The 23,799-nt window shown below is 69.0% G+C and carries 18 protein-coding genes; 13 read left to right on the top strand and 5 right to left on the bottom strand.

The window, feature by feature from the left end; genetic code table 11:
• The first annotated feature begins 174 nt into the window (after positions 1-174).
• From ABWI04_RS00525 to ABWI04_RS00585, 13 genes are all read left to right on the top strand, one after another.
• Positions 175-1,341, top strand: coding sequence for a cytochrome P450 (locus ABWI04_RS00525; RefSeq protein WP_353830976.1), 1,167 nt, complete (start codon positions 175-177; stop codon positions 1,339-1,341).
• 226 nt (positions 1,342-1,567) lie between these two features.
• Positions 1,568-3,100, top strand: a complete 1,533-nt coding sequence (locus ABWI04_RS00530) for a M28 family peptidase (protein WP_353830977.1) — start codon at positions 1,568-1,570, stop codon at positions 3,098-3,100.
• Positions 3,097-4,173: an aspartyl/asparaginyl beta-hydroxylase domain-containing protein gene (locus ABWI04_RS00535; RefSeq protein WP_353830978.1), complete on the top strand. Its 1,077-nt coding sequence runs from the start codon at positions 3,097-3,099 to the stop codon at positions 4,171-4,173. Before ABWI04_RS00530 ends, ABWI04_RS00535 begins: the two co-directional genes overlap by 4 nt.
• Positions 4,174-4,178: 5 nt before the next feature.
• Positions 4,179-4,952: a class I SAM-dependent methyltransferase gene (locus tag ABWI04_RS00540; protein ID WP_345175856.1), complete on the top strand. Its 774-nt coding sequence runs from the start codon at positions 4,179-4,181 to the stop codon at positions 4,950-4,952.
• A gap of 42 nt (positions 4,953-4,994) precedes the next feature.
• Positions 4,995-5,738 (top strand): sulfotransferase family protein, encoded by a 744-nt coding sequence (locus tag ABWI04_RS00545; protein ID WP_345175858.1) that lies wholly within the window; start codon positions 4,995-4,997, stop codon positions 5,736-5,738.
• 650 nt (positions 5,739-6,388) lie between these two features.
• Positions 6,389-6,952: an RNA polymerase sigma factor gene (locus ABWI04_RS00550; RefSeq protein ID WP_353830979.1), complete on the top strand. Its 564-nt coding sequence runs from the start codon at positions 6,389-6,391 to the stop codon at positions 6,950-6,952.
• Between the two features lies 1 nt (position 6,953).
• Positions 6,954-7,961 carry a hypothetical protein gene (locus tag ABWI04_RS00555; protein WP_353830980.1) on the top strand — a complete coding sequence of 336 codons (1,008 nt, stop codon included), beginning with the start codon at positions 6,954-6,956 and terminating at the stop codon, positions 7,959-7,961.
• Positions 7,962-7,996: 35 nt separating this feature from the next.
• Positions 7,997-8,218: a DUF397 domain-containing protein gene (locus ABWI04_RS00560; protein ID WP_345175865.1), complete on the top strand. Its 222-nt coding sequence runs from the start codon at positions 7,997-7,999 to the stop codon at positions 8,216-8,218.
• Positions 8,219-8,396: 178 nt separating this feature from the next.
• On the top strand, positions 8,397-9,824 hold the full coding sequence (pdxR, locus tag ABWI04_RS00565; RefSeq protein WP_353830981.1) for a MocR-like pyridoxine biosynthesis transcription factor PdxR: 1,428 nt from the start codon (positions 8,397-8,399) through the stop codon (positions 9,822-9,824).
• Positions 9,825-9,916: 92 nt separating this feature from the next.
• Complete coding sequence (locus tag ABWI04_RS00570) at positions 9,917-10,696, top strand: ABC transporter permease (RefSeq protein ID WP_345175869.1); 780 nt, start codon at positions 9,917-9,919, stop codon at positions 10,694-10,696.
• 36 nt (positions 10,697-10,732) lie between these two features.
• Positions 10,733-11,776: a taurine ABC transporter substrate-binding protein gene (locus tag ABWI04_RS00575; protein ID WP_353830982.1), complete on the top strand. Its 1,044-nt coding sequence runs from the start codon at positions 10,733-10,735 to the stop codon at positions 11,774-11,776.
• Positions 11,760-12,548, top strand: coding sequence for an ABC transporter ATP-binding protein (locus tag ABWI04_RS00580; protein WP_353830983.1), 789 nt, complete (start codon positions 11,760-11,762; stop codon positions 12,546-12,548). Before ABWI04_RS00575 ends, ABWI04_RS00580 begins: the two co-directional genes overlap by 17 nt.
• Positions 12,549-12,580: 32 nt before the next feature.
• Positions 12,581-13,684 carry an LLM class flavin-dependent oxidoreductase gene (locus ABWI04_RS00585; RefSeq protein WP_353830984.1) on the top strand — a complete coding sequence of 368 codons (1,104 nt, stop codon included), beginning with the start codon at positions 12,581-12,583 and terminating at the stop codon, positions 13,682-13,684.
• A gap of 38 nt (positions 13,685-13,722) precedes the next feature.
• Here the strand turns inward: ABWI04_RS00585 and ABWI04_RS00590 are convergent, their stop codons facing one another.
• The 5 genes from ABWI04_RS00590 to ABWI04_RS00610 form a co-directional block, all read right to left on the bottom strand.
• Complete coding sequence (locus ABWI04_RS00590; protein ID WP_353830985.1) at positions 13,723-14,220, bottom strand: beta-class carbonic anhydrase; 498 nt, start codon at positions 14,218-14,220, stop codon at positions 13,723-13,725.
• Positions 14,221-14,322: 102 nt separating this feature from the next.
• Positions 14,323-15,255, bottom strand: coding sequence for a tryptophan synthase subunit alpha (trpA, locus tag ABWI04_RS00595; RefSeq protein ID WP_353830986.1), 933 nt, complete (start codon positions 15,253-15,255; stop codon positions 14,323-14,325).
• A gap of 577 nt (positions 15,256-15,832) precedes the next feature.
• Complete coding sequence (locus ABWI04_RS00600; RefSeq protein ID WP_353830987.1) at positions 15,833-16,114, bottom strand: hypothetical protein; 282 nt, start codon at positions 16,112-16,114, stop codon at positions 15,833-15,835.
• A gap of 17 nt (positions 16,115-16,131) precedes the next feature.
• On the bottom strand, positions 16,132-16,599 hold the full coding sequence (locus tag ABWI04_RS00605; RefSeq protein ID WP_345175879.1) for a hypothetical protein: 468 nt from the start codon (positions 16,597-16,599) through the stop codon (positions 16,132-16,134).
• Between the two features lie 32 nt (positions 16,600-16,631).
• A complete protein-coding gene (locus tag ABWI04_RS00610; RefSeq protein ID WP_353830988.1) occupies positions 16,632-23,753 on the bottom strand; it encodes an RHS repeat-associated core domain-containing protein in 7,122 nt (2,373 codons plus the stop codon).
• Positions 23,754-23,799 lie beyond the last annotated feature (46 nt).

Genomic DNA, 23,799 nt, shown 5'->3' on the forward strand with positions numbered 1-23,799 from the left:
GATCCGGCGCTCGGCAATTCGGCCGCGCCCATTTACGATCAGTAAAGATCATGTGTCGGACGATCAATCGGACACCTGAGCGACAGCGCCGTCGTCCTCCCGGCCACCCCTACGGGATGCGGCGAACGGGGCATGAGGCCGCTCGCCGGTAGCCGTCCGTGCGAGGAGGTCGATATGTCGGAGGCGCCGGTCGCGGATCCGGCCGCGGGACTCGCAGAGCCCGCGGCGCTTCTGGATCCCTACTCCCTCTTCGGCCGCCTGCGCGAGAGCGCGCCCGTCTACCGCAGCACCTTCCTCGACTCGTGGGTGATGACCAGGTACGACGACTGCGCCGCGGTGCTGCGCGACACGGAGTCGTTCGCCTCGGACTGGCGCCGGATCGGCGAGGCCGTACCGGAGCCGTTGCTGAGCATCCAGTCACTCGACCCGCCCGAGCACACGGCCATCCGACACTTCATGGTGGACGCGGTTCGCGGTCTCGACCCGGGCACGCTGCGCGAGCGCATCGCCGCGCAGGTCCGCGCCCGAGCCGAGCGGCTGCGCGCGGCCGGGGAGTTCGACTGCGTGTCCGACCTCACCGCGCCACTCGCGCTGGACACGATCACCGCGGTGCTCGGGGTGCCGCCCATCGACGCCGCGTGGTTCCTGCCCGTGTCGCAGACGGTCGTGGACGGCATGGACGCCGGGATCTGGCCGGAGACCGCCGAACCCGCCGTGCGAGCCCGCGCTGAGCTGGCCGAATACACCGGCCGGTGGCTGGACGATCCACCGGCGGACGGGCTGGTGGCCCATGTGGCGGCCAAGGCGCCCGGCTCCGGGATCGCGCGCCCGGTGCTGCTGAACACGCTGCGGGCCGTCCTGCACGCCGGGTTCGAATCGGCGGGGCGGCTGCTCAGCAACGCTCTGGTCGTCCTGCTGAGCGGGCCGGACACTTTGGCGCGTTTCGCCCGAGCTGACCCGTCACTCGCGGTGGAGGAACTGGTCCGGTACGTGACGCCGGTGCAGGCCGACGGGCGGGCGTGCGTACGGGAGACGCGCGTCGGCGGCCATGTCGTCGCGCCCGGCGAAGCGGTGACGCTGCTCCTGGCCGCCGCGAACCGGGATCCGGCCAAGTTCGCCGAGCCCGACGAGCTGGACTTCGGCCGCCATCCCAACCCGCATCTGGGGTTCGGCCGGGGCACCCACTCGTGCCTCGGGCAGTCGCTGGCGGTCCTCCAGGCACAGGTCGTCCTCGGCCTGCTCGCGACCGAGTTCCCGGGAATCCGCCTTGCCGGCGAGCCCGTCTACCACCGGAACCTCACGCTGCGAGGCGTGGCTCGGCTCAGAGTCCGCCTCGGCTGACCGACCTCAGATCCTTCGTGACAGAAAGGAGGTGGCACTATGCGTTACCTCCACTGAGTGACATAGGCGGGTGCCCGGCATAGCGGGGCGCGCTTCCAACCTGCCACGTTATGCTGGGCATTCATAATTCACTGCGCGGCCGGTCTCAGAGGCTCTGCACATATCAACCTGGGTTTCTGTCTCTCGCCATCACACGATTTCCTCTGGAGCGCTGATGAGGGTGTTTGTGCGCACGAAAACCGCCTTGGTGACCGGCCTCGTCACCATGACGGCCACCATCCTTTCGACCGCTCCACCGTCCGCCGTTTCCCACGCCGCCGCGGCCTCGGCGTCCGCCCACGTGGAGGCAGGTCGTCCGGACGGTGAATCCGGGGAGCCGTGGCTGGCGCGGCTGCTGGCGGGGTCCACCCGCGGCAGCGACGCGTGGCGGCACCTGCGTGTCCTCGACCGGATCGCCGCACGGAACGGCGGAGTGCGCGCCACCGGCACGCCGGGGTTCGAGGCCTCCGCGCGCTACGCCGCCAAGGTGCTCACCGCCGCCGGCTACCGCGTCCACCAGCAGCAGGTGCCGTACACCGACTATCAGGTCGACGCGGAGAGCGCGGCGGTGACCGCTCCCGCCGCCCGGCAGGTGCGCGCGCTGGTCATGCGCTGGTCGCCCGTCACCCCGCCCGGCGGTCTCGACGCCCACCTCGTCGTGCCCCGGGCCACGGCGGGCGACGCCGCCGGATGCTCCGCCGCCGACTACGACGGGCTGCCCGTGGCCGGGTCCATCGTGCTCGTACGGCGCGGATCCTGCGGCTACACGGCACAGCAACGCGTCGCCGCCGGGCTCGGCGCGCGGGCGATGCTGATCTACCTGGCCACGCCGAGTCCGAACAACATCTACCGGCTGCACGCGTTCGACCCGAAGGCGTTCACCATCCCGGTGGCCAGCGTCACGCAGGCGCAGGCCGAACAGCTCGCCCAGGAAACCGCGCAGCACCAGGTGCGGCTGCGGCTCGACCTGCGCGGGCACGCGGTCGCGGGAGTCACCACCAACCTGTTCGCCGAGACGCGCGGCGGCGACGACCGCACCGTCATGGCCGGCGCCCATCTGGACAGCGTGACCGAGGCGCCCGGCATCAACGACAACGCCGCCGCGGCCGCCGCGCTGATGGCGACCGCGCTGCGGCTGGCTCCCCACCAGGACAAGGTGCGCCACAAGGTGCGGTTCGCGCTGTGGGGGGCCGAGGAGCTCATCGACATCGGCTCCAACTACTACGTGCGCACCCTGCCACCGGCCGAACGCGCCAAGATCGCGCTCTACCTCAACTTCGAGCTGATCGCCGCTCCGAACGGGGTGCGGTTCGTCCTCGACGGGGACGCGAGCGAGCAGCCGCCGGGCACCCCGCCGGGCCCGGCGGGCTCGCAGGTCGTGGAGAAGGTCTTCAAGGACTACTTCGACCACGCCGGGCTCCCCTACGAGAGCCACGACCTGCGGGCCGTCGGCTCCGACCACGAGCCGTTCGTGGCCGCGGGCATCCCGGTCGGCGGCCTGAACGGCGGCGTCCTCGGGGTCAAGACCGCCGCGCAGGCGGCGCGGTTCGGCGGGGAGGCCGGGCAGCTGTACGACCCCTGCTACCACCAGCCGTGCGACACGATCGGCAACCTCGACCGCCGGGCTCTCGGCGAGAACGTGCCCGCCATCGCGTGGGCCGTGGGCCGCTTCGCCCTCGACGTCTCCGACCTGCCCGCCCCCCAGGAGCAGCGACCATGACGACGCACCACCAGGCCATCGAATCGCTGACGGACCCGCCCGCCGCCTACCCGCCGTCCTCGCCGATGGGGCTCAGCTTCGACGTCGACGCGCTGCGCGCCGACCTCGACCGGCTGCGGCACCGGCGGTGGCGCGCCCAGCGCGCCTACAGCCAGGACGGCGCCGCCACGGAGTCCGGCGTGGACTGGCGCATCCTGCCGCTGCGCAGCGTCGGCGGCGATCCGGTGCGGACCGACCCGGGCGGCGCGGGCCTGACCGACTTCGCCGACACCCCGTGGCTGGCCGAAGCCCCGGCCCTCGCCCAGGTCATCGACGCCCTGCCGGCGCCGGTCCGGGGCGTACGGCTGATCGCCCTGGGCGCGGGCGCGACCGTGCACGAGCACCGCGACTACAAGTACGGGTTCGAACGCGGGCTCCTGCGGCTGCATGTGCCGATCGACACCAACCCGGACGCCGTCGTGGTCATCGACGGCGTGTCCGAGCACTGGACGGCGGGACGGTTGTGGTTCGGCGACTTCGGCCGAAGGCACTACGTGGCGAACGGCGGGGACCGCGCTCGGGTGCACATGGTGCTCGATTGCCTGGTCAGCCGCGAGGTGGTCGAGTTGCTGCCGGACGAGTTCCTGGAGCTGCTGCCGCTCAGCGAGGTGATGTTCGCCCGCGAACCTGTGCCGCTGACCGCGTCCGACCGCGACCGGCTGTGCTGCCGGTTCCGGCTGCCGGGCGACTTCGCGCAGTGGTCGGAGGAGGAGGTCGAGGCCAGGCCCGACAGCGACGCCGCGGTCCTCGTGCACGAGGACCGGCTCGTCCTCGCCGTCGACGGCGAGCCCGCCTTCGGCCTGGTGCATCTCGGGCTGGGCGAGTTCCGCCTCAGCGGCTGGAGCGAGGAACGCACCATCGCCATCGAGTCCACCGGCCAGGTGCGGATCAGGGAACGCGCCGGCCGCGCCCTCCGCGAGTGGACACGCCCCGCGCAGTTCGTCCAGGACGGTCGGACGACGTCGGCCGCGCGCGACCGTCTGACGACGCTCCCCCCTTCCGAGCTCCCCCCTTCCGACCAGACAGGCAGGTGACTCGCATGTCCTCCCCCGCCCGGGTCGCTCCGCTCGGCACCGACCCGTACGCCTTCCAGCCCGGTTACTACGACCTCTTCCGCGCCTCCCGCGGAGAGGGCGCCCTCCCCGACCCCCGGTTCTTCGCCGACCGCGCACCCCGGGGCGGCCACGCGCTGGAGATCGGCGCGGGCACCGGCCGGATCACGCTGGCCGTGGCCGAGCGGGCCGCCACCGTCCTGTGCCTGGAGCGGTCCGCCACCATGCGCGCGGTGCTGCTGGCCAAGCTCGCCGAACGCCCGCACCTGCGCCCCCGCGTCACCGTGCTCGACCGCGCGGCGCCCCACTTCGACCTGGCCCGCCGCTTCGACTTCGTGTACCTGGCGGGCGTGCTGGAGCACGTGCCGCACCCCGAACGGCCCGCGCTCTTCGATGCGATCGCCGAACATCTGGCCGAGGACGGCGAGGTGGCCATGGACATGGTGCTGTCAGAACCCGTACCGGACTGGCCCGAGCACGTCGCCGACGAGGCCGTCCTCGGCGACTGCCGGTACGAGATGTCCTGCGAGGCGCGGCCCGACGGCGACGACCAGGCGCACCTGCGGTTCGTCTACCGCACGTACTACCAGGGCGATGTGGTGGCGACCGAAGTGGTGGAGCGCGCCCACTACCTGCACCGGCCGGACGCCGTCATCGCCGACCTGGCGGCGGTCGGGCTGACCCCGACGGCCGGAACCGCCCTCCACCCCGTCGCCAACGGCGAAGACCCCGGGACTCTGGTCGCCCGCCGTACGACCTGACCGGCCTGAGACGTCATCCACTTCATCCTGAGGAGAGTTCGCGTGCAGGTCATCGGCGTCGGTTTGCTCCGAACTGGTACGACTTCACTCGCTTTGGCACTCGACCGGCTCGGGTACGGCCCGTGCTACAACATGCGGGTCCTGAACGCCGAGCCTGAGCGGGCCGCCGACTGGGCCGCCGCGATGGACGGCGGGACGGTGGACTGGGGGAAGGTGTTCGCGGGCTACGGCTGCGCCGTCGGCTCGCCGACCACCGCGTTCTGGCGCGACATCGTCGACGCGTTCCCGGACGCCAAGGTGGTGCTCAACGTCCGCGATCCGCAACGCTGGTACGACAGCGCCGCGCAGACCATGGCCGCCGTGCTCGCCAAGCCGCCGCTCCTGGTGCGGGTGCTGAGCTGGCGAGGCCCGCGCCGGCCCGACCCCGAAGCGGAGGTCCTCGACCGCGTCCAGCGGACGACGTGGCATCGCGAGATCGGCGGGCCGTTCGGCGACCGTGCGGAGATGGCCGAAAGATTCGAGCGGCACGTCGCCGAGGTGAAGGCGCACGTGCCCGAAGACCGGCTGCTGGTGTTCGAGGTCAAGGACGGATGGGCGCCGCTGTGCGCCTTCCTCGGCGTACCCGTCCCCGACGAGCCGTTCCCCCGGGAGAACGACGCGGCCACGTTCAAGCGACGGCAGCGGCAGGCCCTGAAGAGAACGCTGGCCCCCCGGATCCTCGCCACCACCGCGATCGCGACCGGCGCCGCGATCACCTGGGCAGTACACCGCAAGCTGCACAGGTAGTCCGAAGGGCCCCGTCCCCAAGCGCCGGGGACGCCGGGTCCGCACTGATCAGCTTGTTCACGAAGCCCTGGTCCCCCCGCGTGTGGGGGTGATCCGCTGGACCTTCGATCCGACGTGTGATCTTCCGGCTGGATCGGATACCAGACGGCCGCTCCCATCGCGCCCGCCGTACTGCTGTAGCCACCCCAGTGCGGACGACGTCGGCCCCTGAGCCGCGAGACCTCGCGTGGAGAGATGACGCGGGGGTACTCGCGTTCGCGCTGACCTGCGCCAAGGCCGACGAGCACCATTCTGCTGGAGATTCCGCGGGCCGATCCCTCCCGACCCGGCGGCGCGCCGCCCGGGCCAGTCCATTCGCGGTGACCACCCGCCCGTGCGCCGGAGTCCCGAACCGGACATCTCCCCTTCCCTCGTCTGGCGAACAGTTATGTCCGGTTTGAACAGGAAGCAGAGATCGCCCGGCTCTGCGCCCTCGGACCATCCCGGACCGAGGGGCTAATCGAGGCAAAGAGGCCTCACCTCTCTTTGCTCTCATTTCTGTGCAGCAGTGCCTTTTCGCAAAAGATCTTGTGCGGCACGCCGTCCGTCCGGCCGTCCTCGACACTCTTTACGAGTGATTGCCATCCACTTAGGAGAAACGAGATCCAGCGATGCTGCGCAGAAACTGGCGTGGACAGGAGGTAGTCGACGAAAATGCCGTCTTCCGACATGTCCTGGACGTCGCCGACAAGGCGGCCAGAGGACTCGGCCTGACCGCGCATCAGGCCGAGGACATCGCGTCCACCGTTGCGGAGTCGTTGTGCAAACGAAGCGGCACCCTCATGCAGATCGTCAAGGAGGGCCGCGACCCGAAAGCCTACGTCCGGCGGACGGCCCGCAACGAGTGCGTCAACTACTTCCAGGGCAAGGAGCACGACCGGAGGGTCCACGACTCCCTCGTGCACAGCTTGAACGCGCTGAAAGACGCCGCCGGCAAAGTTCCGGACACCTCGACGCGCGTCGCCGACAAGGTGACGCTCCAGCAGGCGATGGGAGGACTGCCCCGCGAACTGCTCGTGATCATAATAATGAAATTCTACGAGGACATGCCCCTGTCGGGCATATCCGCGGAGCTCGGTGTTCCCCATGGAACCGTGAAGAGCCGTTATCTGAAGGCGCTCAAGCAATTGAGAGAAGCGATCCAGGGCGACGGGCCTCACGCGGAGGTGGAATGAGATGGGATATCCAGAACCGGATCAAGACTTCGAACGACTGCTCAAGGCCATGGCCGCGAAGGAGATGCGGGCCTGCCCGCCCGACCCCGGCAGAGAGCGCGCGGCTCTGAAGCGCTTCCGGCGCCGGATGCGCGCCCACCGCGCAGCCGAACGCCGCACGCGGCTCGCCGCCGCGCTGCGCGGCCTTCCGCCGCACCTCCTTCCCTCGGGAGTGGGTCCGCGGGTCGCGCTCGTCATCGTCGTGGTCGTGCTCCTGATCGGCACGGTCGCCGTCCTGGGCCTGGCCTCACCGGCGGACGGGCCCGCCGGGAAGCCCGGCATGGCGGCCCGGGAACCCGTGCCGGGGCGACAGGGATCGTCCAGACCCTCGATGCGGCCCACCGGAGCGCGGAAAGGGACCGTCGAGACGTCGCTGTCGGGCCGGACGATCGTCGACGGCACGAGGCGCCCCGCGAGCCCTTCCCCGCAGACGGCGGCGGACCCTGCGGCCGGGACATGGATCGTCATGGGAAAGACCATTCTCCACACCCGCGAAATCCTCCTGATGACGAAACCCGGACCGGTGGAGGTCACCGCCACGGTGAGCGCCCTGAACACCGGGAAGCCCTGTGAATGGACGGTCTCCGCCGGCCCGTCGCGCAGCACGCGGAAACCGGCGACGACCGGACCCACCCTCGTCACGTTCGCCGTGCCGACGCCGGCAAACAAGATCACATTGGGCGTCAGGCACGACTCGTCCGGCCCGGGCACCGGGGCGGAGGTCTGCACGATGGCGAACATCCTCGTCAAGGAGCGGCCGTCGCCGTCCCCGCCGTCGCGCCCAGTCGGCAGATCAGGCACACGCGGCAAGCCGGATCACCCCCGGCGCCGCACCAAGGGGTCGGCGGTCACCGCGACGCGGACCCCGGCCCCCGCACCATCGCCCACGCGATCCGTGGTTCCGCCGTCCGCGCCGCCCACCACCGAAACGCCGAGCCCGGCACCGGTGTCGCCCAGCGCATCACCCTGACAGAGCCCCCACTGACAGAGAGGACGTCCCCCCACGTGGAGAAGGCAGCAGAGTGCCCGCCACCGGACACCGCCTTTCGCAAGAGCAGCCGTTCCGGCGGCGAGAGCAACTGTGTCGAACTGGCTCCGATCCCCGGTGGCACCATCGCCATCCGCGACAGCAAGGCCCCGGACCACGGCCTGCTGGCCGTCACCGCCGGACAGTTCACTGAACTTCGCGACCGCATCAGGAAGGGAGCCCTGGATCTTCGTCCCTGACCCGAACCCCTGAGGGCCTCGCCTCCCCGCGAGGCCCTCAGGTCCCCCACCGGCCACGACGCGGCGATGCCCTGCTGCTCCTGCGACGGCCGGAGGGCGCCGGGGACCCCGGCGGGGGTCGTGGGGTGGGGCTTTAGGGTGGCGCGGTGTGGGGTTGTTTCCGGTTGCGGACGGCGGAGTGGACGAGCCGCTCTATCGGCGGGTGCGGCGGGGGCTTGAGGAGGCCATCGTCGCTGGGCGGTTCGAGGACGGGCGGCTGCCGTCCTCCCGTGAACTGGCCGTCGAGCTGGGCGTGTCGCGCAATACCGTCAACCAGGCGTACCAGGAGCTGGTCACCGACGGCTTCGTGATCGCGCGGTCGCGGTCGGGCCACGTCGTCAACGACGAGATGGCCGTGCGCCCGGCGGCGCGTCCGGCGGTGCCGGCGGCGCCTCGCTGGCTGGACCGGCTGGCTCCGCCGCCGGGTTGCGCCGAACTGCCGCACATCCGCAAGCCGGCGGATTGGGACGCTTACCGGTATCCGTTCGTCACCGGGCACCTGCCGCCCGAGACGTTCCCCGAGCGCGCGTGGCTGCGCTGCCTCAAGGAGGCGCTGCGGCCCGAGCACCGGCGCCACAGCCTTCAGGACGGCATCGACGCCGACGATCCGCTGCTGGTCGAGATGATCTGCAAGCAGATCCTCGCGGGCCGGGGCGTCGCCGCGACCCCCGACCGGGTCCTGGTCACCATCGGTTCCCAGCAGGCGCTGCACCTGGTCGCCACCGCCCTGGTGCGGACGGGGACACGGGTCCTGGTCGAGAACCCGGGCTATCCGGACGCCCGGCACATCCTCGCCCGCGCCGGGGCGCGGCTGGTCGCCGGGGACGTGGACGACAGCGGCCTCATCGTCGACGAGCAGCTCCTGGACGTCGGGATGGTCGTCACCACGCCGACCCATCACTACCCCTCGAACGTCACGATGAGCGGCCGGCGCAGGCAGCGGCTGGTCGCGCTCGCCCGCGAGCGGAACATCGTGGTGGTCGAGGACGACTACGACAGCGAGCTGCGCTTCGTCGGCAGGGCGTCCCCGGCTCTCGCCTCGCTCGACCCCGACGCGGTCGTCTACCTCGGCAGCTTCTCGAAGTTCCTGGCTCCGGGCCTGAGGCTGGGGTTCGTGCACGGCCCGCCCGCTCTGATCGAGCACCTGCGGGACCTGCGCCGTTACACCGTCCGGCACCCGTCCGGGCACCAGCAGCGCGCCCTGGGCCTGCTGATCGCCTCCGGCGAGTACCGGCGCGGTGTGCGGCATCTGCGCGACGCGCTGCGGCTGCGCTGGGAGGAGGCGGTCGGCGCCGTGCGGCGGCACCTGCCCGACTGGGCGATGCGTCCGCGTGCGGGCGGGGTCAGCGTCTGGATCGGCGGGCCGTACGGGCTGGACACGCGCGAGCTCGCCGCCCGCGTCGCGGCGCGCGGCGTGCTCATCGAGCCCGGCGACACGTTCTTCTACGCCCCGCCGGTGCCCAGGCACTGGATCAAGCTGGGGTTCGGCGCGATCGACCCCGCGCGGATCGACTCCGGGATCGCGCTGCTCGCCGAGGAGGCGGACCGCATGGCATCTGGTACCTGAGGATCACTCGGAACTGGCTCTTTGCAGGGCACCACGCGACCAATACCATCCTTTTCCGACTGATTTGATCTGGAAAGTGGGGTGCAGGGAAGGTGGCACGAGCCCTGGTGCTCAGGGCCGGCGGGGTGCTGGCCCTCCTGGCCGTCTGGTGGGCCGTCGCGGCCGCGCACCTCTGGTCGGAGGTGTTCGTCCCGCCGCCCGGCGCGGTCTGGCACCAGCTGGTCCAGACCTCCACCACGCACGACGGGGTGCGCGGCTACAGCGGCCACATGCTGTACGAGCACCTGGGGGTCAGCCTGCGCCGCATCCTGCTGGGAAGCCTGTACGGCGTGGCGGGCGGGATCGTGCTCGGCCTGGTCATCGGCCTGGTGCCGACCGTGCGGGCGCTGCTCGGGCCGCTCGTGACGTTCGTGCGCACGCTGCCTCCGCTGGCCTACTTCAGCCTGCTGATCATCTGGTTCGGGATCGACGAGGCGCCCAAGGTGACGCTGCTGTTCGTCGCCGCCCTGCCACCGGTCGCCGTGGCGACCGCCGAGGCCGTGCGGGGGGTGCACGAGGACTACGTCTTCGCCGCCCGGTCCCTCGGGGCGCGCCGGTGGCAGATCCCGCTGAACATCGTGCTGCCCTCCGCCCTGCCCGAGATCATCACCGGCGTCCGGGTCGCCGTCGGCGTCGCCTACACCACCGTCGTCGCCGCCGAGACGGTCAACGGGGTGCCCGGCATCGGCGGCATGATCCGCGACGCCCAGCGCTACAACCAGACCGACGTCGTCGTGCTCGGGCTGCTGGCCATCGGCGCCTCCGGCCTGCTCATCGACGCCCTGCTGCAACTGGCCGAACGCCGCCTCGTCCCCTGGCGCGGCAAGTCCTGACCCCCTGCGAGACCTGAAGAAGCAAGAGGTACGACCTTGAAGAAGACCTACGGACTCGTCCTCGCCGCGCTCTGCCTCGGGCTTGCCGCCTGCTCCTCCGGCACCGGCGCGAGCAAGGCGGCCGCCGGCGGCGTCAACGGCGACGGCACCCCGAAGACGCTGCGGATCGGCTACCAGCTCATCCCGAACGGGGACCTGGTCGTCAAGGACCGGAGATGGCTGGAGGAGGCGCTGCCCGACACCAAGATCACCTGGTCCAGGTTCGACTCCGGCGGGGACGTGAACACCGCGATGATCGCCGGCTCGCTCGACATCGGGCTGGCCGGGTCCAGCCCGGTGACCAAGGGCCTGTCGGCCCCGCTGAACATCCGCTACAAGGTGCCGTGGATCTTCGACGTGATCGGCGAGAACGAGGCGCTGGTGGCGCGCGAGGCCGCGTCGGTCGCGGCGCTCCGGGGCAAGAAGATCGCCACGCCGTTCTCCTCGACCTCCCACTACAGCCTGCTGGCCGCGCTGCGCGACGCCGGGCTCGCCGAGTCCGACGTCAAGATCATCGACCTGGAGCCGCAGGACGTCCAGGCCGCCTGGCAGCGCGGCGACATCGACGCCGCGTACGTGTGGACGCCGGTGCTCGGCACGCTGGAGAAGACCGGCAAGGTCCTCGTCACCAGCAAGGAGCTGGCCGCCAAGGGCCAGGTGACCGCCGACCTCGCCGTGGTGCGCACCGAGTTCGCCGACAGGTACCCGAAGGCCCTGACCACCTGGCTGCGGCAGCAGGACCGGGCGGTCAAGCTGATCCGCGGCGACAAGGCAGGCGCGGCCGCCTCCGTCGGACGCCAGCTCAACCTGCCCCCCGCCGAGGCCGCGCGCCAGATCGACCAGCTCATCCTGCTGGACGGCGCGCAGCAGGCCGGGCCGGAGTACCTGGGCACGGCTGCCAAGCCCGGCGCGTTCGCGCAGAACCTCCACAGCGCCGCCCAGTTCCTCAAGGCGCAGAACCAGCTCCCCTCGATCCCGGCCTTGAGCGTCTTCCAGAAGGGCCTGGCCACCAAGGAACTCGGCGATGCCTTCCCCAGCTGATCCCGCGGTCTCCCTCCGGAACGTCTCGCTGGTGTTCGGCGGCGGGCGCGGGCTCCTGCGCGACCGCGCCACAGTGCAGGCGTTGCGGGACGTCGACGCCGACATCCCCGCCGGAGAGTTCGTGACCATCGTCGGCCCGTCCGGCTGCGGAAAGAGCACCCTCCTGCGGCTGGTCGCGGGGTTCGCCGAGCCCACCGCCGGAGAGGTCTCCGCGGCCGGCACGCCGGTCACCGGGCCCGGCCCGGATCGCGGCATCGTCTTCCAGCAGCCGCGCCTGTTCCCGTGGCTCAGCGTGCGCCGCAACGTCGAGTTCGGCCTGCGCACCACCCGCACGCCCCGAACGCGGCGCGACGAGCGGGCCGACGAACTCCTGCGGCTCGTCGGCCTCGCCGACGCGGCCTCGCGGCGGCCGTACGAGCTGTCCGGCGGGATGCAGCAACGCGCGGCCATCGCACGGGCGCTGGCGCCCGACCCCGACATCCTCCTGATGGACGAGCCCTTCGCCGCGCTGGACGCCCTCACCAGGGAACGGCTGCAGGAGGAACTGCGCCGCATCTGGCAGCAGACCGGTAAGACCGTCCTGTTCGTCACGCACAGCGTGGACGAGGCCGTTTTCCTCGGCACCCGCGTCATCGTCCTCAGCAAGCGCCCTGGACGGATCGTCCTCGACAAGGCCTCCACGCTGCCCGGCGAGGACGACCCGCACGCGCACCAGGACTTCCTCACGCTGCGCGAAGAGATCGCCGCCGCCGTCCGCGAGGCCGCGGCCTGAAACCCACCACCCTCTCCGCAGGAAGGATCGCCATGCGTCTGCACTGGTTCCTGCCCACGACCGGCGACGGCCACGAGGTCCGGACCGCCATCATGAGCACCGACGCGCACCGCCCGCCGGGGCGGCCGGGCAGCGTGCGCTACCTGACGCAGGTGGCGCGGGCGGCCGAGGACGCCGGGTTCGAGGCGGCCCTCACCCCGGTCGGCGCGGGCTGCCCGGACCCGTGGATCATCTGCGCGGCGGTCGCCCAGCACACCGAACGGCTGAAGATGCTCGTGGCGTTCCGCCCGGGCTTCACCCTGCCGACCCTCCTGGCCCAGCAGGCGCGGGCCTTCCAGGAGATCTCCGGCGGCCGCCTGCTGCTGAACGTCGTCACCGGCGGCGACCCGGTCGAGCAGCGGTCGTACGGGGACTTCCTCGACCACGACGCCCGCTACGCCCGTACCGCCGAGTTCCTCGACGTGCTCCGCCGCACCTGGGCGGGCCGCCGGTACGACTTCCACGGCGAGCACTACGAGATCGAGGACGGCCTGACCGCACCGCTCGACCCGGTCCCGGACGTCTACTTCGGCGGCGCGTCCCCGGCGGCCGAACAGGTCGCGGCCGGCCACGCGGACGTCGCCCTGATGTGGGGCGAACCGCCCGCGGCCGTCGCCGCCCGCGCCGCCCGCCTGCGAGCGCTCGCCGCCGCCGAGGGCCGGCGTCTGCGTCTCGGCATCCGCCTGCACGTCATCGCCCGCGACACCGCCTCGGAGGCATGGGCGGAGGCCGGACGCCTGCTCGCCGGCATGGATCCCGCCCGCATCGAGGCCGCGCAGCGGCGCTTCGCCCGTTTCGACTCGACGGGCCAGCAGCGCATGGCCGCACTGCACGGCGGTTCGGCGAAGGGAGCGGACGCACGGAGCCTTGAGGTCGCGCCGGGCCTGTGGGCCGGCGTCGGACTGGTGCGCGAGGGCGCCGGGACAGCCCTCGTCGGATCGTACGACGAGGTGGCGGAGCGGATCCGGGAGTATGCCGGCCTCGGGATCGAGGAGTTCATCCTCTCCGGCTGGCCCCACCTGGAGGAGGCGTACCGCGTCGGCGACTACCTCATCCCCCGGCTGGAGCCCCGCCCGGCCGGGCTCGGAGCGGCCTGAGCGACGCGCGGCCCCGCTGACCCGCGGGCCGCCGCGGGTCAGCGGGGCTTGACCTCGCGCAGGCGGCCCGTCTCGACCTCGTACACGAATCCGCGCACCGCGCCGGTGCGCGGGATGAACGGGTCGGCCTTGATCCTGCCGATGGACTGCTGGACGTCCTGGTCCAGGTCAGTGAAAGCCTCGGCCGACCAGTCCGGCTTCAGGCCCACCTCGTCCTGGATGGTGGCCTTGAAGCCGTCGTCGGTGAAGGTGAGCATGCCGCAGTCGGTGTGATGGATCAGGACGATCTCCCGCGTGCCGAGCAGCCGCTGGCTGATGGCCAGGCTGCGGCGCACGTCCGCGGTGACCACTCCACCGGCGTTCCGGATGACGTGGACGTCCCCCTCCGACAGGCCGAGCAGCCCGTAGGGGTTGAGGCGAGCGTCCATGCACGCGACCACCGCCACCCCCTTGGCAGGCGGCAGAGGCAGCTCCCCCTTGCCGAAACCCGCCGCGTAACGCTCGGCGTTGACGAGCAATTCGTCCGTTGTGCTCATGAGTCCTCCACGGGTTGCCTCCGGCTAGAACAGGACCCTATACCAACTAAACAAGTAGGAATAGTTTCCAACTGGCCATGGGCGCGTCACCCCGCCGTTCGTCTAGAAACTCTCAGTGAGTTCGCCGGTGCTGGTGAGGGGGTCGGGGCATCCACCCCGGCCGACGGCGCGCATGCCGCCGTCGCGGGCGGCCGGGACGCAGGCGGCGGTCCGGGGGGTGCGGGCCGGGGTGTGGAGGGAGGCGGCGAGGGAGCCGACCAGGGTGGTCAGGCGTTCGAGCCCGGCGTCGAGCGACGGGGCTGCGAGGCACTCGACGAGGGCGGTGCCGACGATGACGCCGTCGGCGGAGGTCGCGACTCCGGCGGCGTGGGCCGGGGTGGAGATGCCGAAGCCCACGCAGACAGAGGTGGTCGTGACCCGGCGCACCCGGTCGACGAGGCTCTTCGCCTGAGCGACGTCCACCTCGCCGGAACCGGTGAGACCGAGACGGCCCGCCGCGTAGACGAAGCCGGTGCAGGCCGAGGCGATACGGGAGATCCGCTCGTCAGACGCGTCCGGGGGGACGACCAGGATCCGGGCGAGCCCGTGCGCGTCGGTGCTCGCCGTCCATTCCGGCGCCTTGCCGTCGGGCAGATCCGGGACGATCGCCCCGCAGCCTCCCGCGATGGCGAGGTCGCGCGCGAACCGCTCGGCCCCGTACCGCTCCACGGGCGCCCAGTACGTCATGCAGACCACAGGCACCCCCGCCGAGGCGAGGGCCGTCACGGCGGTGAACAGGTCGGCGATCCGGGTCCCGCCCCGCAGCGCGCTCTCGGTGGCCCGCCTGATCACGGGACCGTCCATGACCGGGTCATCGTGGGGAAGGCCGATCTCGACGATGTCGACACCGGCCTCGACCATGGCGAACATGGCCTCGATCGAGGCCGGCACGCTGGGATGGCCGATCGGCAGGTAGCCGATCAACGCCGGCCGGCCCCGCTCCCGCTTCGCGGCGAGAACGCTCTCCAGCCACGCGCGACCGCCCTGCTCGCTCATCCGCAACCCCTCCGGCACCAGGCTCGCGCCCACCAGTAGTCGATCTTGGACATACTGTGGCCGTCCGAACCGCTTCCGGGAAGGGGTTTCGCATTAACAATTGTTGCGTCCGATGAACTTCCCCCTCCACCCCGTGGCCGCCAGGGCTGGCCCCGGGGCCTAGACCTCCACCCGCATCTAATGATCGATGAGCCGTCGTCGTTGGTAGCGGCAGCTGCGACCTAGGGTCTGTCGTCACACCGAGGGCTGCACGACCATGACCCCGGAGTCGACCACAAGCGGATCGAGCAGAGTACGCGTGGAGAGTCCAAGAGAGCGGCGGGCTTGGCCCCTACCGCGGGGATCGCAGGCGCCGGCTTGAGCTGAGGGCGGGGACCCCCGCCGCTGCGACGGGACGAGGCGGTGACGGCCGATCTCTCGCCGCTCGACCGTGGACGCGTCCAGTGCATCAATGCCGTCCATGCCGTCTCCTACTGCCCTTTAGTGCAGGTGTTCGCGGCAGGCGAGTTCACGCTGTGGCTGCCGTCGGTCGCGGCGTTCGCCCCCGCAGCGGCGCCGGGGCGCCGTTCCCTGGCCACTACGCGCAAAGCAGCCTCCAGGAGCGGCATGATCCGCTCATCGTTGCCGGCTTCGACATCAACGATGAACCGAAGCGCCTCAGGTCGATCCCACCGATGCAGCGGCCGCGAAGCTCTTCGGAGAGGCCGTTCAACTCATACAGCGCACGGCCGTGGAAGCCTCGAGAGCGATACATCATTTCCCAGGCCGGTGAGGTGTAGCGAACAAGGACGACTTCCCGGCTCTGCAGCGCGTCCTGCACCACATCTTCGCATTCAAGACGGGCGTAGGGTGGCAGCAATCTCTCTCCGCCCATACCTATGAGTACCGTGCACGCATTTTCATCGCCAGGTCAAAGTCCCGCCGATAGCTCCACTCCTCTTTTGGAGCAAAGCTCAGCACCGCCCCAAAGAACTTCACCGCGCCCGCCGCCAAGCCGCAGACAACACTCTTCTCCGAGGCCACTACCCGTCGCCGATCAAGTCCATTCTCGAATGTCACCAGGACTCTCGCACCGGAGACCCTCTTAAGATTAAGCATGAACCTGCGCTCAGGGAAATTGAACACTTCTTCCCTGCCCGCCGCGAAGTTCTCAAGGTAGGTCAGAAGAAGAGACCACAATGCATCGATGGTGTCGACCTCATCGCGCCCGAGAATTGGAACCTCATTAACACGAAGTTCGATAGCCCCCTGCACGCGATCATCCCGAGAGAAGGAAAGTCCACAGCCCTCGACCGGCACAATCTTCTCCCCGACGACCACAAAGGTCCTCGCTTCCGATGTCATCGACGACCGCATCCTCTCACTCCCGCAATACTCTAGGGGAGCGGATAGAATTGCCCGACCGCGCCATCCCCAAAGCCCAGAGCATATTGACGCCCCTGATATTCGCCATAGATCTTGCCCCACTTACCCTGCGCATATTCCTGGCCGCTCAGTTGACGTTGATTCTGCCTCATTACAGCGGAAATAGCATTTTGTACATCATCCACGGTCATTTTTCTATCGAACAGAGTATTTCCGCCCGGATCTCCGCGAAGGTAGTTGGGATGATGACCCTCGAGGATATGGGCCATGTCCCGCCTCCTTAGCAGGAAGCTGTTATCTCCAAACTGGAAACGTTGGCTCTGCCAACCTTTGAGGGCGCCGCCGACCCCACAGCCCGCATTGTGGACCAGAACTGATGCGTTTCCGGTCTCCACATGGTACGTGTGCAGGTTGGCGACGGTGAGGTTGTGGACGCGTTGGTGGTGGGCGGTCCAGTGTTTGGTGGCGGTTACCTGGACGTAGGTGCCGGCGCTGGTGCGGAGCCACATGCCCGGTTCGAGGTCGGCGGCCTTGACCCACTTGTTGAGGCTTCCGGCGACCCAGAAGGGGTGGGCGTCGGTGGCGATGACGACGCCGGTCTTGAGGCGGAGAGGGCTGGCGGGTTTCTTGAGTTCCTCGCCTGCCGGCCAGACGGGGCGGAGGTCGGTGGCTTCGACAGTGATCTGGACGAGGTTCTTGGTGCCCTTGCTCGTGATCGTCGCCAGGACCGGCTCGGCTTCGGTCTTCCCCGTCTGCGGGTCGGTGGCCAGAACCTCGTCCCCAACTCTGACGTCTTCGATATTCCGGTAGCGACCGTCAGCAAGCAGAACCCGAGTTCCTGGTTTGAAGCTGCTGTGGCACTTTTCGGCAGCCTTTTCTACGCCTTTACCGATCGGTTTTGCAGCCTCACCGGTCTTTTTGCCGCGCCGGAATATCTTGGCCCCTCGCTTGAGGGGTTTGGCAAACTTTCCCACGTAGGGGACGAAACCGACGGCGAACCAGCCACACGATCCTCCGCTTTTTCCTGTGACGCACTTCTTCGCGTCGTTGTAGCCACTGAGATCCTCGGCCACGTCCTTGCCCAGCCCGAGCATGAATTTGAGGGATTCTCGCAGGCTCGGTCCGGGAATGTATCGGGGTTCGGGCGCGGCAAGGCCTTCCAGTCTCTGCTGCTGGCCGCCCGGTCCACACATACTCGTCTTGTACGCGTTAATCGGGTCACATCCGTACAGACGGAGGACGACGGGAAGTGCGCGGAAGTTGTTGTGGGCTTGCCCTGTCGGTGCGTAGTCCCCGCTGGAGTTGGAGCCTCCCCCACTTCCTCCGCCGCCATAGCCTGCGCCGCCGCCTCTGCCGCTTCCGCCGGAAGGGGGGAAGTAGTCCTCCGAGGAATTGGGGTCGCTCATCAGGCCGCTGGGGTCGGCGCTAGTGACGGGGTTGTTGTTGGCGTAGCTGTAGCCGTTCAGTTGCTGGGGATCGGCCGGATCCATGAGGGGGTCGACTGAGATGAACCGGCCTGTTGCCGGGTCGTACTCGCGGGCGCCCAGATGAGTGAGGCCAGTGTTGTCGTTGGTGCCGCCAACAAAACCCTTGTCCATGGCAGTGGGCCAGATGCCGGTGGAGCCGCCGCGGTCGTCTCCGAAGGGCGTGTAGCGGCGCTGGCTGAGGTTTGCCGGGTTGGCGGCGGGGACGGCGAGCTGGGCGGTGTTCTGATGGTCGGCCGCCAAGAGAGTGGTGCCGGCGGCGGTGCGCATGGCGACCGTCTGGCCGCCGTGGGAGTAGTAGCGCGTGGCGGTGACATTACCGCCGCTGAGGCGGAGTTCCATGCCCGGCAGATACAAGACGGTGCCCGACTTGTCGCGGCGGACGAGCCGGTTGCCGTCGGCGTCGTAGACGAAGGTGGTGTTGCCCTGGGCAGTGTCGGTGACCTTGGAGATTTCGTTCTGGTGGTCCCAGGAGAACTGGAGAGTGTTCGTGCCGTCGGTGCGTTGGGTGGTGTTACCGCCTGCGTCGTAGGTATAGGTGAGGTTCTTTTGCTGTGTGCCGCCAGGCCCGTCGATTCGCTCGGAGTAACCAGCGAGTTGGTGTCCCTTGTAAGTGGGGTCTACGCCGGTGTCCCCTGCGTAGCGGTAGTCATGGTCTCCTTGCCAGATACCGCCGGCGGTTCCGGCTCCCCAACTCTCCTCCTTGGTGCGATTCCCGTCCGGGTTGTAGCTGTACTTCTTTCGGTACGGAGCGGGACCTGCGACTTCGGCGGTGGAGGGGGTAGCGGCGCAGGTGGTGGTGTTCTGCGTCCAGGCATCGGTGAGGCGCCGCTGGAAGGCGTAGCGGAAGCACTGGGTGTCGGTGGTGACGCCGCCGGTGGAGGCGTGCCCGGTGATATCGGTGATCTGCCGGACGTTGCCAGCGTCGTCGTAGGTGTAGGTGGCGTCGCGGGCGTAGCCGTCGATGCCCTCTCGGCTGACGGTGGAGTGGGTCAGGCGGCGGGTGGCGAGGTCGTAGTCGTAGCCGACGTTGACGTCCTTGCCACCGGCTGACAGCACGTAGCCGCGGAGTTGGCCGATGTTGGTGTAGCTGGTGCCGGTGACGTATTGAGAATTCCCGGTCAGGGTGAGCGGCCGCTTCAGGTTCTCGGCGTCGTAGGTGTAGGTGAGAACCTCGGCCGGCAGGTCGCCGGCGGCGGGCTGGCTGGTGGACTGTACGGTCCCGTCCGGGTTGTAGGTGGTGTTGAACTGGTAGCTGTTGTCCAGTCCAGTTCCCTCGGCCCCGGTAGGAACGGTGATCGTTGTGCGCTTGGGCCGGTTGAGGTTGTCGTAATCGTCATTGCGGATCTTGTACTCGTAGGTCTGGCCGTCGGCGCCGGCGGCTTTGCGTGAGGCGAAGGTGAGCTGGCCTGGGCGTACGGTGTCATAACCCCACAGGGCGATCAGGGCGCCCTTGTCGCCGTCGCTGTTGGCGGCGTAGGTGCGAAGTCTGCGCCCGAGTTCGTCGTACTCGTGGAACACCTTGCCCGCGGAGCCACGGGAGTCGGTGGTGGAGACGACCTGGTCCAGGTCGTCGTAGGCGGTCGTGGTGGTGCCGCGATCGGGGTCGATGGCGGTCGTCTGGCGGCCGCGGACGTCGTAGCGGTACTCCCAGGTCTTGCCGCCCGGCCCAAGGATCTTGGTGATCCGATCGGCGGGGTCGTACTGATAGGTGGTGGTGACGTAGTCGGTGCCGGTCGGCGAGGCGGCGTTGTGCTGCCGCAGCTCGATGGTGCGGCCGAGCGCGTCGGTGTAGGCGGTGGTCGGCGTTCCCCCGTCAGGCGGGGTCTGCTTGACCCAGTCCCCGACCGTGTCGCTGCCATAGCTGTAGCCGGTGGCATACACCTCGGGGTTGTCGCCCGCGCCGCCCAAGAGCGCCTCGCGGGTCTTGCGACCAGCGCCGTCATAGCTGTACCGGGTCTGGCTGTGGACCAGTCCCTGCATCTCAGGGCCGAACAGGCTCGGGGTGGGGCCAGCCTGGTCGTTGTAGTAGCCGTTGTAGGTGTAGGCGACCAAACCGCGGCCATCGTAGAGCGTGTCGGTGATGACCCGGCCGCCGTTCTGTCCCGGCGCCTGAGTCTGGCGGCCCCTCAGGAACCCGTCGTAGATCTCATAGGTCGGGCGGCTGAGGGTGCCGGTGTTAGTGACGGTGCGGGTACCGACGACGACGGGCGCGTTCTCGGCGACCTGGTAGGTGAACTCCGCGCTGGCGGTCTCGCCGCCGGTTCGGTTGCGGTCAGGCTCCCACACCTTGATGGTGCGGCCGAGCGCGTCGTAGTAGACGTCGGTTTTGGCGCCCGCTTCGTCAAGTTCGACGATCGGCAAGCCCCACGCCGGGTCCAGCGTCGTGGTGGTGGACAGCTTCAGGCTGCTGCCGTCGTCCTTTGTTACGGCCGGAAGCGTGGCGGTGACCTTGGTCGTCAGTCCCGGCGCCGTGCCCGCGGGGGTCTGGGTGAAGCTGGTGGTACTGACGCGCCCTTGGACGTCCGACGTCGTCGTGGGCCTGCCGTACCCGTCGAAGCCCGTGACGGCCGACAGCTTCTGGTAGGTCGGGCTGGAGCCGTCGGCGGCGGCGTGAGACACCAGCCGCTCGGTGTAGGTGACCCGCCCCTTGCTGATGGACTTGAAGGTGCTCTTGGGCGTCGACGAGGTGCCGTCGTAGTAGGTGCGGGTGTCCGACAGCACATGGACCCGGCGGTCCAATCCACTCCAGAGACAACTGCCCTGAGTGACCTCCTTCTCCGCAATGTTGCTGCGCAGCCAGGCGGTGGTGTTGTCGGCGTAGGTGTAGCGAGTGCAGCGGTCGTCGCTGCTCACCGCTAGGTCCCCGTTGTCGGACGTCCAGTTGACCCGCCCGGTGTCGTGGTCGTAGTCGGTGCGGACCTCGGTCTTGCGCCACTGGCCGGGCCCTAGCGGGGTGAACGTCCGGGCGTATTCGACGCCCACAATGTTGGCGGTGACGGTACCCCAGGACCTGGTCTTGGAGGCGGTCTGATAGCGGACCGGCAGATTCTGTGTCCACTCCAAGGTCTGGCCGCCGGGTTTGTCCAGCTGTACCAAGCGCAGTTCCTGGCCGGCGAAGGAGTCGTAGTCGGTCACCGTGCCGCCGTCGCCGTTGTCGACGGTTACCGTACGCTTCTGGTCCGGGTCGGTTGCCGAATTCCGGTCGCCGTGCATACCGCGCAGGAAATAATGGTCGGTCTGAGCGACCATGCCGTCGGCGAGGTCGGAACCGGTCAACACGCTGACCTTGCCGTAGCCGCGCCACTGGCTCCAGGTCTTGTATTTCTCCTTGGTCAAGCCGTCGTCATCATCGAAATGCCAGGCGCCGCCCCCGGCGTCGTCGTACACGTACTTGGTCACCATGTCTGCGCTGCGACCGGTACGGTCACGAGCGATCACGTGGGTGACGACATACTTGTGGAACCAGTCCAGTGTCGGCTTGATGTCGCCGTCATGTGCCCAATAGACAGGGAAGCATCGTTTGGTGTTGGTTTCTGGGTCCGGCAAATTGGCGGTAGTGCATTGTGCCGTGCTGTAGGCGACGGAGATCTCGCCACCGGATTCGTCGGCGACGTAGTCCAGTCGATAGCGCATGAGACCGCCGGTGTCACCGGCCCGGACGCGGTTGTAGCGCTCCTCGTAGTCGAAGGTCACCTTCGGCAGAGTGATCGCCGTACTGGCGGCGTGGCCGGTGTGCTGGATGGACGTGGCCAGCAGTGCCCGCGCGTAGTCGGCGGTGCCCCACTTGTGCGTCAGCGTCCAGGAGTCGACGTCCCGCCAGGTCCCGTCGCTCTTGATCACCTGGGTCTTCACCGACTCCAGGCGCTTGCGCGTCCAGAAGGACGGCGAGACGGTGCCCTTGAAGTCCTTGCACTCGGTCCCGGACTCGCAGTTGAGATCGTAGGGCGTGTCCGGCCACAGGTTCGGATTGGTCTCGATCTTGGACGGGTCACAGTTGGCGTCGGTGTCCAGGCAGCGTTCCTTGCTGTTGAACATCACTCGGGCAGGCGCCTTTGCCCACAGATTGTCCGAGCGCAACCCGTACTCGATGCGGTTCAGTACACCGCTGCGAACATAAGGGGTCTCGTCTTCGGGCTTGAGGTTGCGGCCGTAGTAGTTGGTCTCCTTGTCGTAGTAATAGGTGACCGCGTTGCCCTCGGGGTCGACAACATAGTCCAGGTTCCACCGCCATGCCTGCTGGCACCAGGAGTCCTTGAACGTATCCTTATGACAAGGATCGGTCGCGTCGTTGCCGAACACCGGCATGGTCCAGGTCGAATTGGTCACCGGGTTGTTCGTCGACCATTCGTCTAGACGATGCTTGCCGAAGAAGTAGACAGTGCCGTCGGTGGTGGTGACCTTCCAGTACTCGTTGTTGTCGTCCCCGTTGCCGGTTTTGGCGTCGTCGCCCGTCAGCTTCTCGATGCGAGTGCCGTCATCGTTCTTCAAACGCCATTTGCCGTCACCGTCTGGGATGAGTTCACCGCCACGCCCGTTCAGCTGCATCGTGGCGTTGTCATAGCCCCAGCACTGGTCACCGGGCGAGGTGCCCGCCTCGTCCTTCGGCGCTCCATCGTCTTCGCATGCCTTGTAGCGGCGCTCGATGAATCCCGGCCACAGATCGAAGCCATTGCCCACCCAGGACGATTGGGCATTGGTATTCGAGGTCAGACCATCGATGCTGCCTGAGGAGTAACTGAGCCCCACTTCCGGAGTCAAGCCACCGGGTACTGGAGGCACCCTCATGGGGTAGGACCAGTTGAACTCCCCGCTGTTCAGGTTCACGTTCCAGGTCGACGACGGCGACAGCTTGGTGGCCTTGAAATCGCCCTGCTCACCGGCGGTTCCCGCGGCGGTGGCCAGGACCGTCGGCCCCGCCGTGGCCGTCGGCTGCTGCGGTGACGCCTGCCGGGCGGCCGGTTCCGACGCGGCCTGTACCTGCGCGATCAGCGTTTTGTTCTTGCTGTCGTGGGTCGTCGCCACCGGAGTAGGCCTCCGGCATTCGGCCCGCTCCGGCGTGGTCAGGACGCACGCCGGATACTGCACCAGACGAAGCCGGTCGGCGTAAGCGCCACCGAACGCCGACGCGAACGACGCGTAGTTCAGCCCGACCCCGACCTGTCCCGGTGCCGTCGTGTCAGTGCGGGCAACCGAGATCATGACGCCTTGGACGCCGGCGCGTTGACTTACATTGCGGTCGACGACCTGGACCCGGACCTGCTCGGCCGCCGGTAGACCTCGTGACCCCGGACGCGAACCGAGGCGCGTCGCATCGTTCGGAGCGGTTACCCAGACGGGGAGATCACCGGCGCGGGCCCAGCGTCCCTTGGCGGGGACCTTGCTGATCGCCGTGCCGGCCTTCGGCCAGCTCGGCGCCGGGGCCGCCTTGGTGGTCAGGTGCTTGTTCCCGGCCTTGCGCGGCCGCGCCTTCAGCGCCCGGCCCTTGACCGGCTTGGCGTCCTTGAACTGGCGACTCGGCACCGGCTCGGCCCGTGCGGGCAGCGGCGACGCCAGTCCGATCGCCAGCACGGCGGCCATGCCCAGCGCGATCTTCGACCGCGCCCGGCCGTGGCCTCCCAGCAGCATCCGGGTACCGCGCTTGCTCACAACGCCCTCCAAGGCGACGTCTGCCCTCGTCCGCAAGGGCCCACGG

Origin of the sequence: Actinomadura sp. NPDC000929 (assembly GCF_040492065.1) — a bacterium.
Classification (GTDB): domain Bacteria; phylum Actinomycetota; class Actinomycetes; order Streptosporangiales; family Streptosporangiaceae; genus Spirillospora; species Spirillospora verrucosospora.

What these genes read in the sequence shown, in the direction of transcription:
- ABWI04_RS00525 (WP_353830976.1), top strand. Translation starts at nt 175, where the DNA reads ATGTCGGAGGCGCCGGTCGCGGATCCGGCCGCGGGACTCGCAGAGCCC.
- ABWI04_RS00535 (WP_353830978.1), top strand. Translation starts at nt 3,097, where the DNA reads ATGACGACGCACCACCAGGCCATCGAATCGCTGACGGACCCGCCCGCC.
- ABWI04_RS00540 (WP_345175856.1), top strand. Translation starts at nt 4,179, where the DNA reads ATGTCCTCCCCCGCCCGGGTCGCTCCGCTCGGCACCGACCCGTACGCC.
- ABWI04_RS00550 (WP_353830979.1), top strand. Translation starts at nt 6,389, where the DNA reads ATGCTGCGCAGAAACTGGCGTGGACAGGAGGTAGTCGACGAAAATGCC.
- ABWI04_RS00555 (WP_353830980.1), top strand. Translation starts at nt 6,954, where the DNA reads ATGGGATATCCAGAACCGGATCAAGACTTCGAACGACTGCTCAAGGCC.
- ABWI04_RS00580 (WP_353830983.1), top strand. Translation starts at nt 11,760, where the DNA reads ATGCCTTCCCCAGCTGATCCCGCGGTCTCCCTCCGGAACGTCTCGCTG.
- ABWI04_RS00585 (WP_353830984.1), top strand. Translation starts at nt 12,581, where the DNA reads ATGCGTCTGCACTGGTTCCTGCCCACGACCGGCGACGGCCACGAGGTC.
- ABWI04_RS00590 (WP_353830985.1), bottom strand. Translation starts at nt 14,220, where the DNA reads ATGAGCACAACGGACGAATTGCTCGTCAACGCCGAGCGTTACGCGGCG.
- trpA (WP_353830986.1), bottom strand. Translation starts at nt 15,255, where the DNA reads ATGAGCGAGCAGGGCGGTCGCGCGTGGCTGGAGAGCGTTCTCGCCGCG.
- ABWI04_RS00605 (WP_345175879.1), bottom strand. Translation starts at nt 16,599, where the DNA reads ATGACATCGGAAGCGAGGACCTTTGTGGTCGTCGGGGAGAAGATTGTG.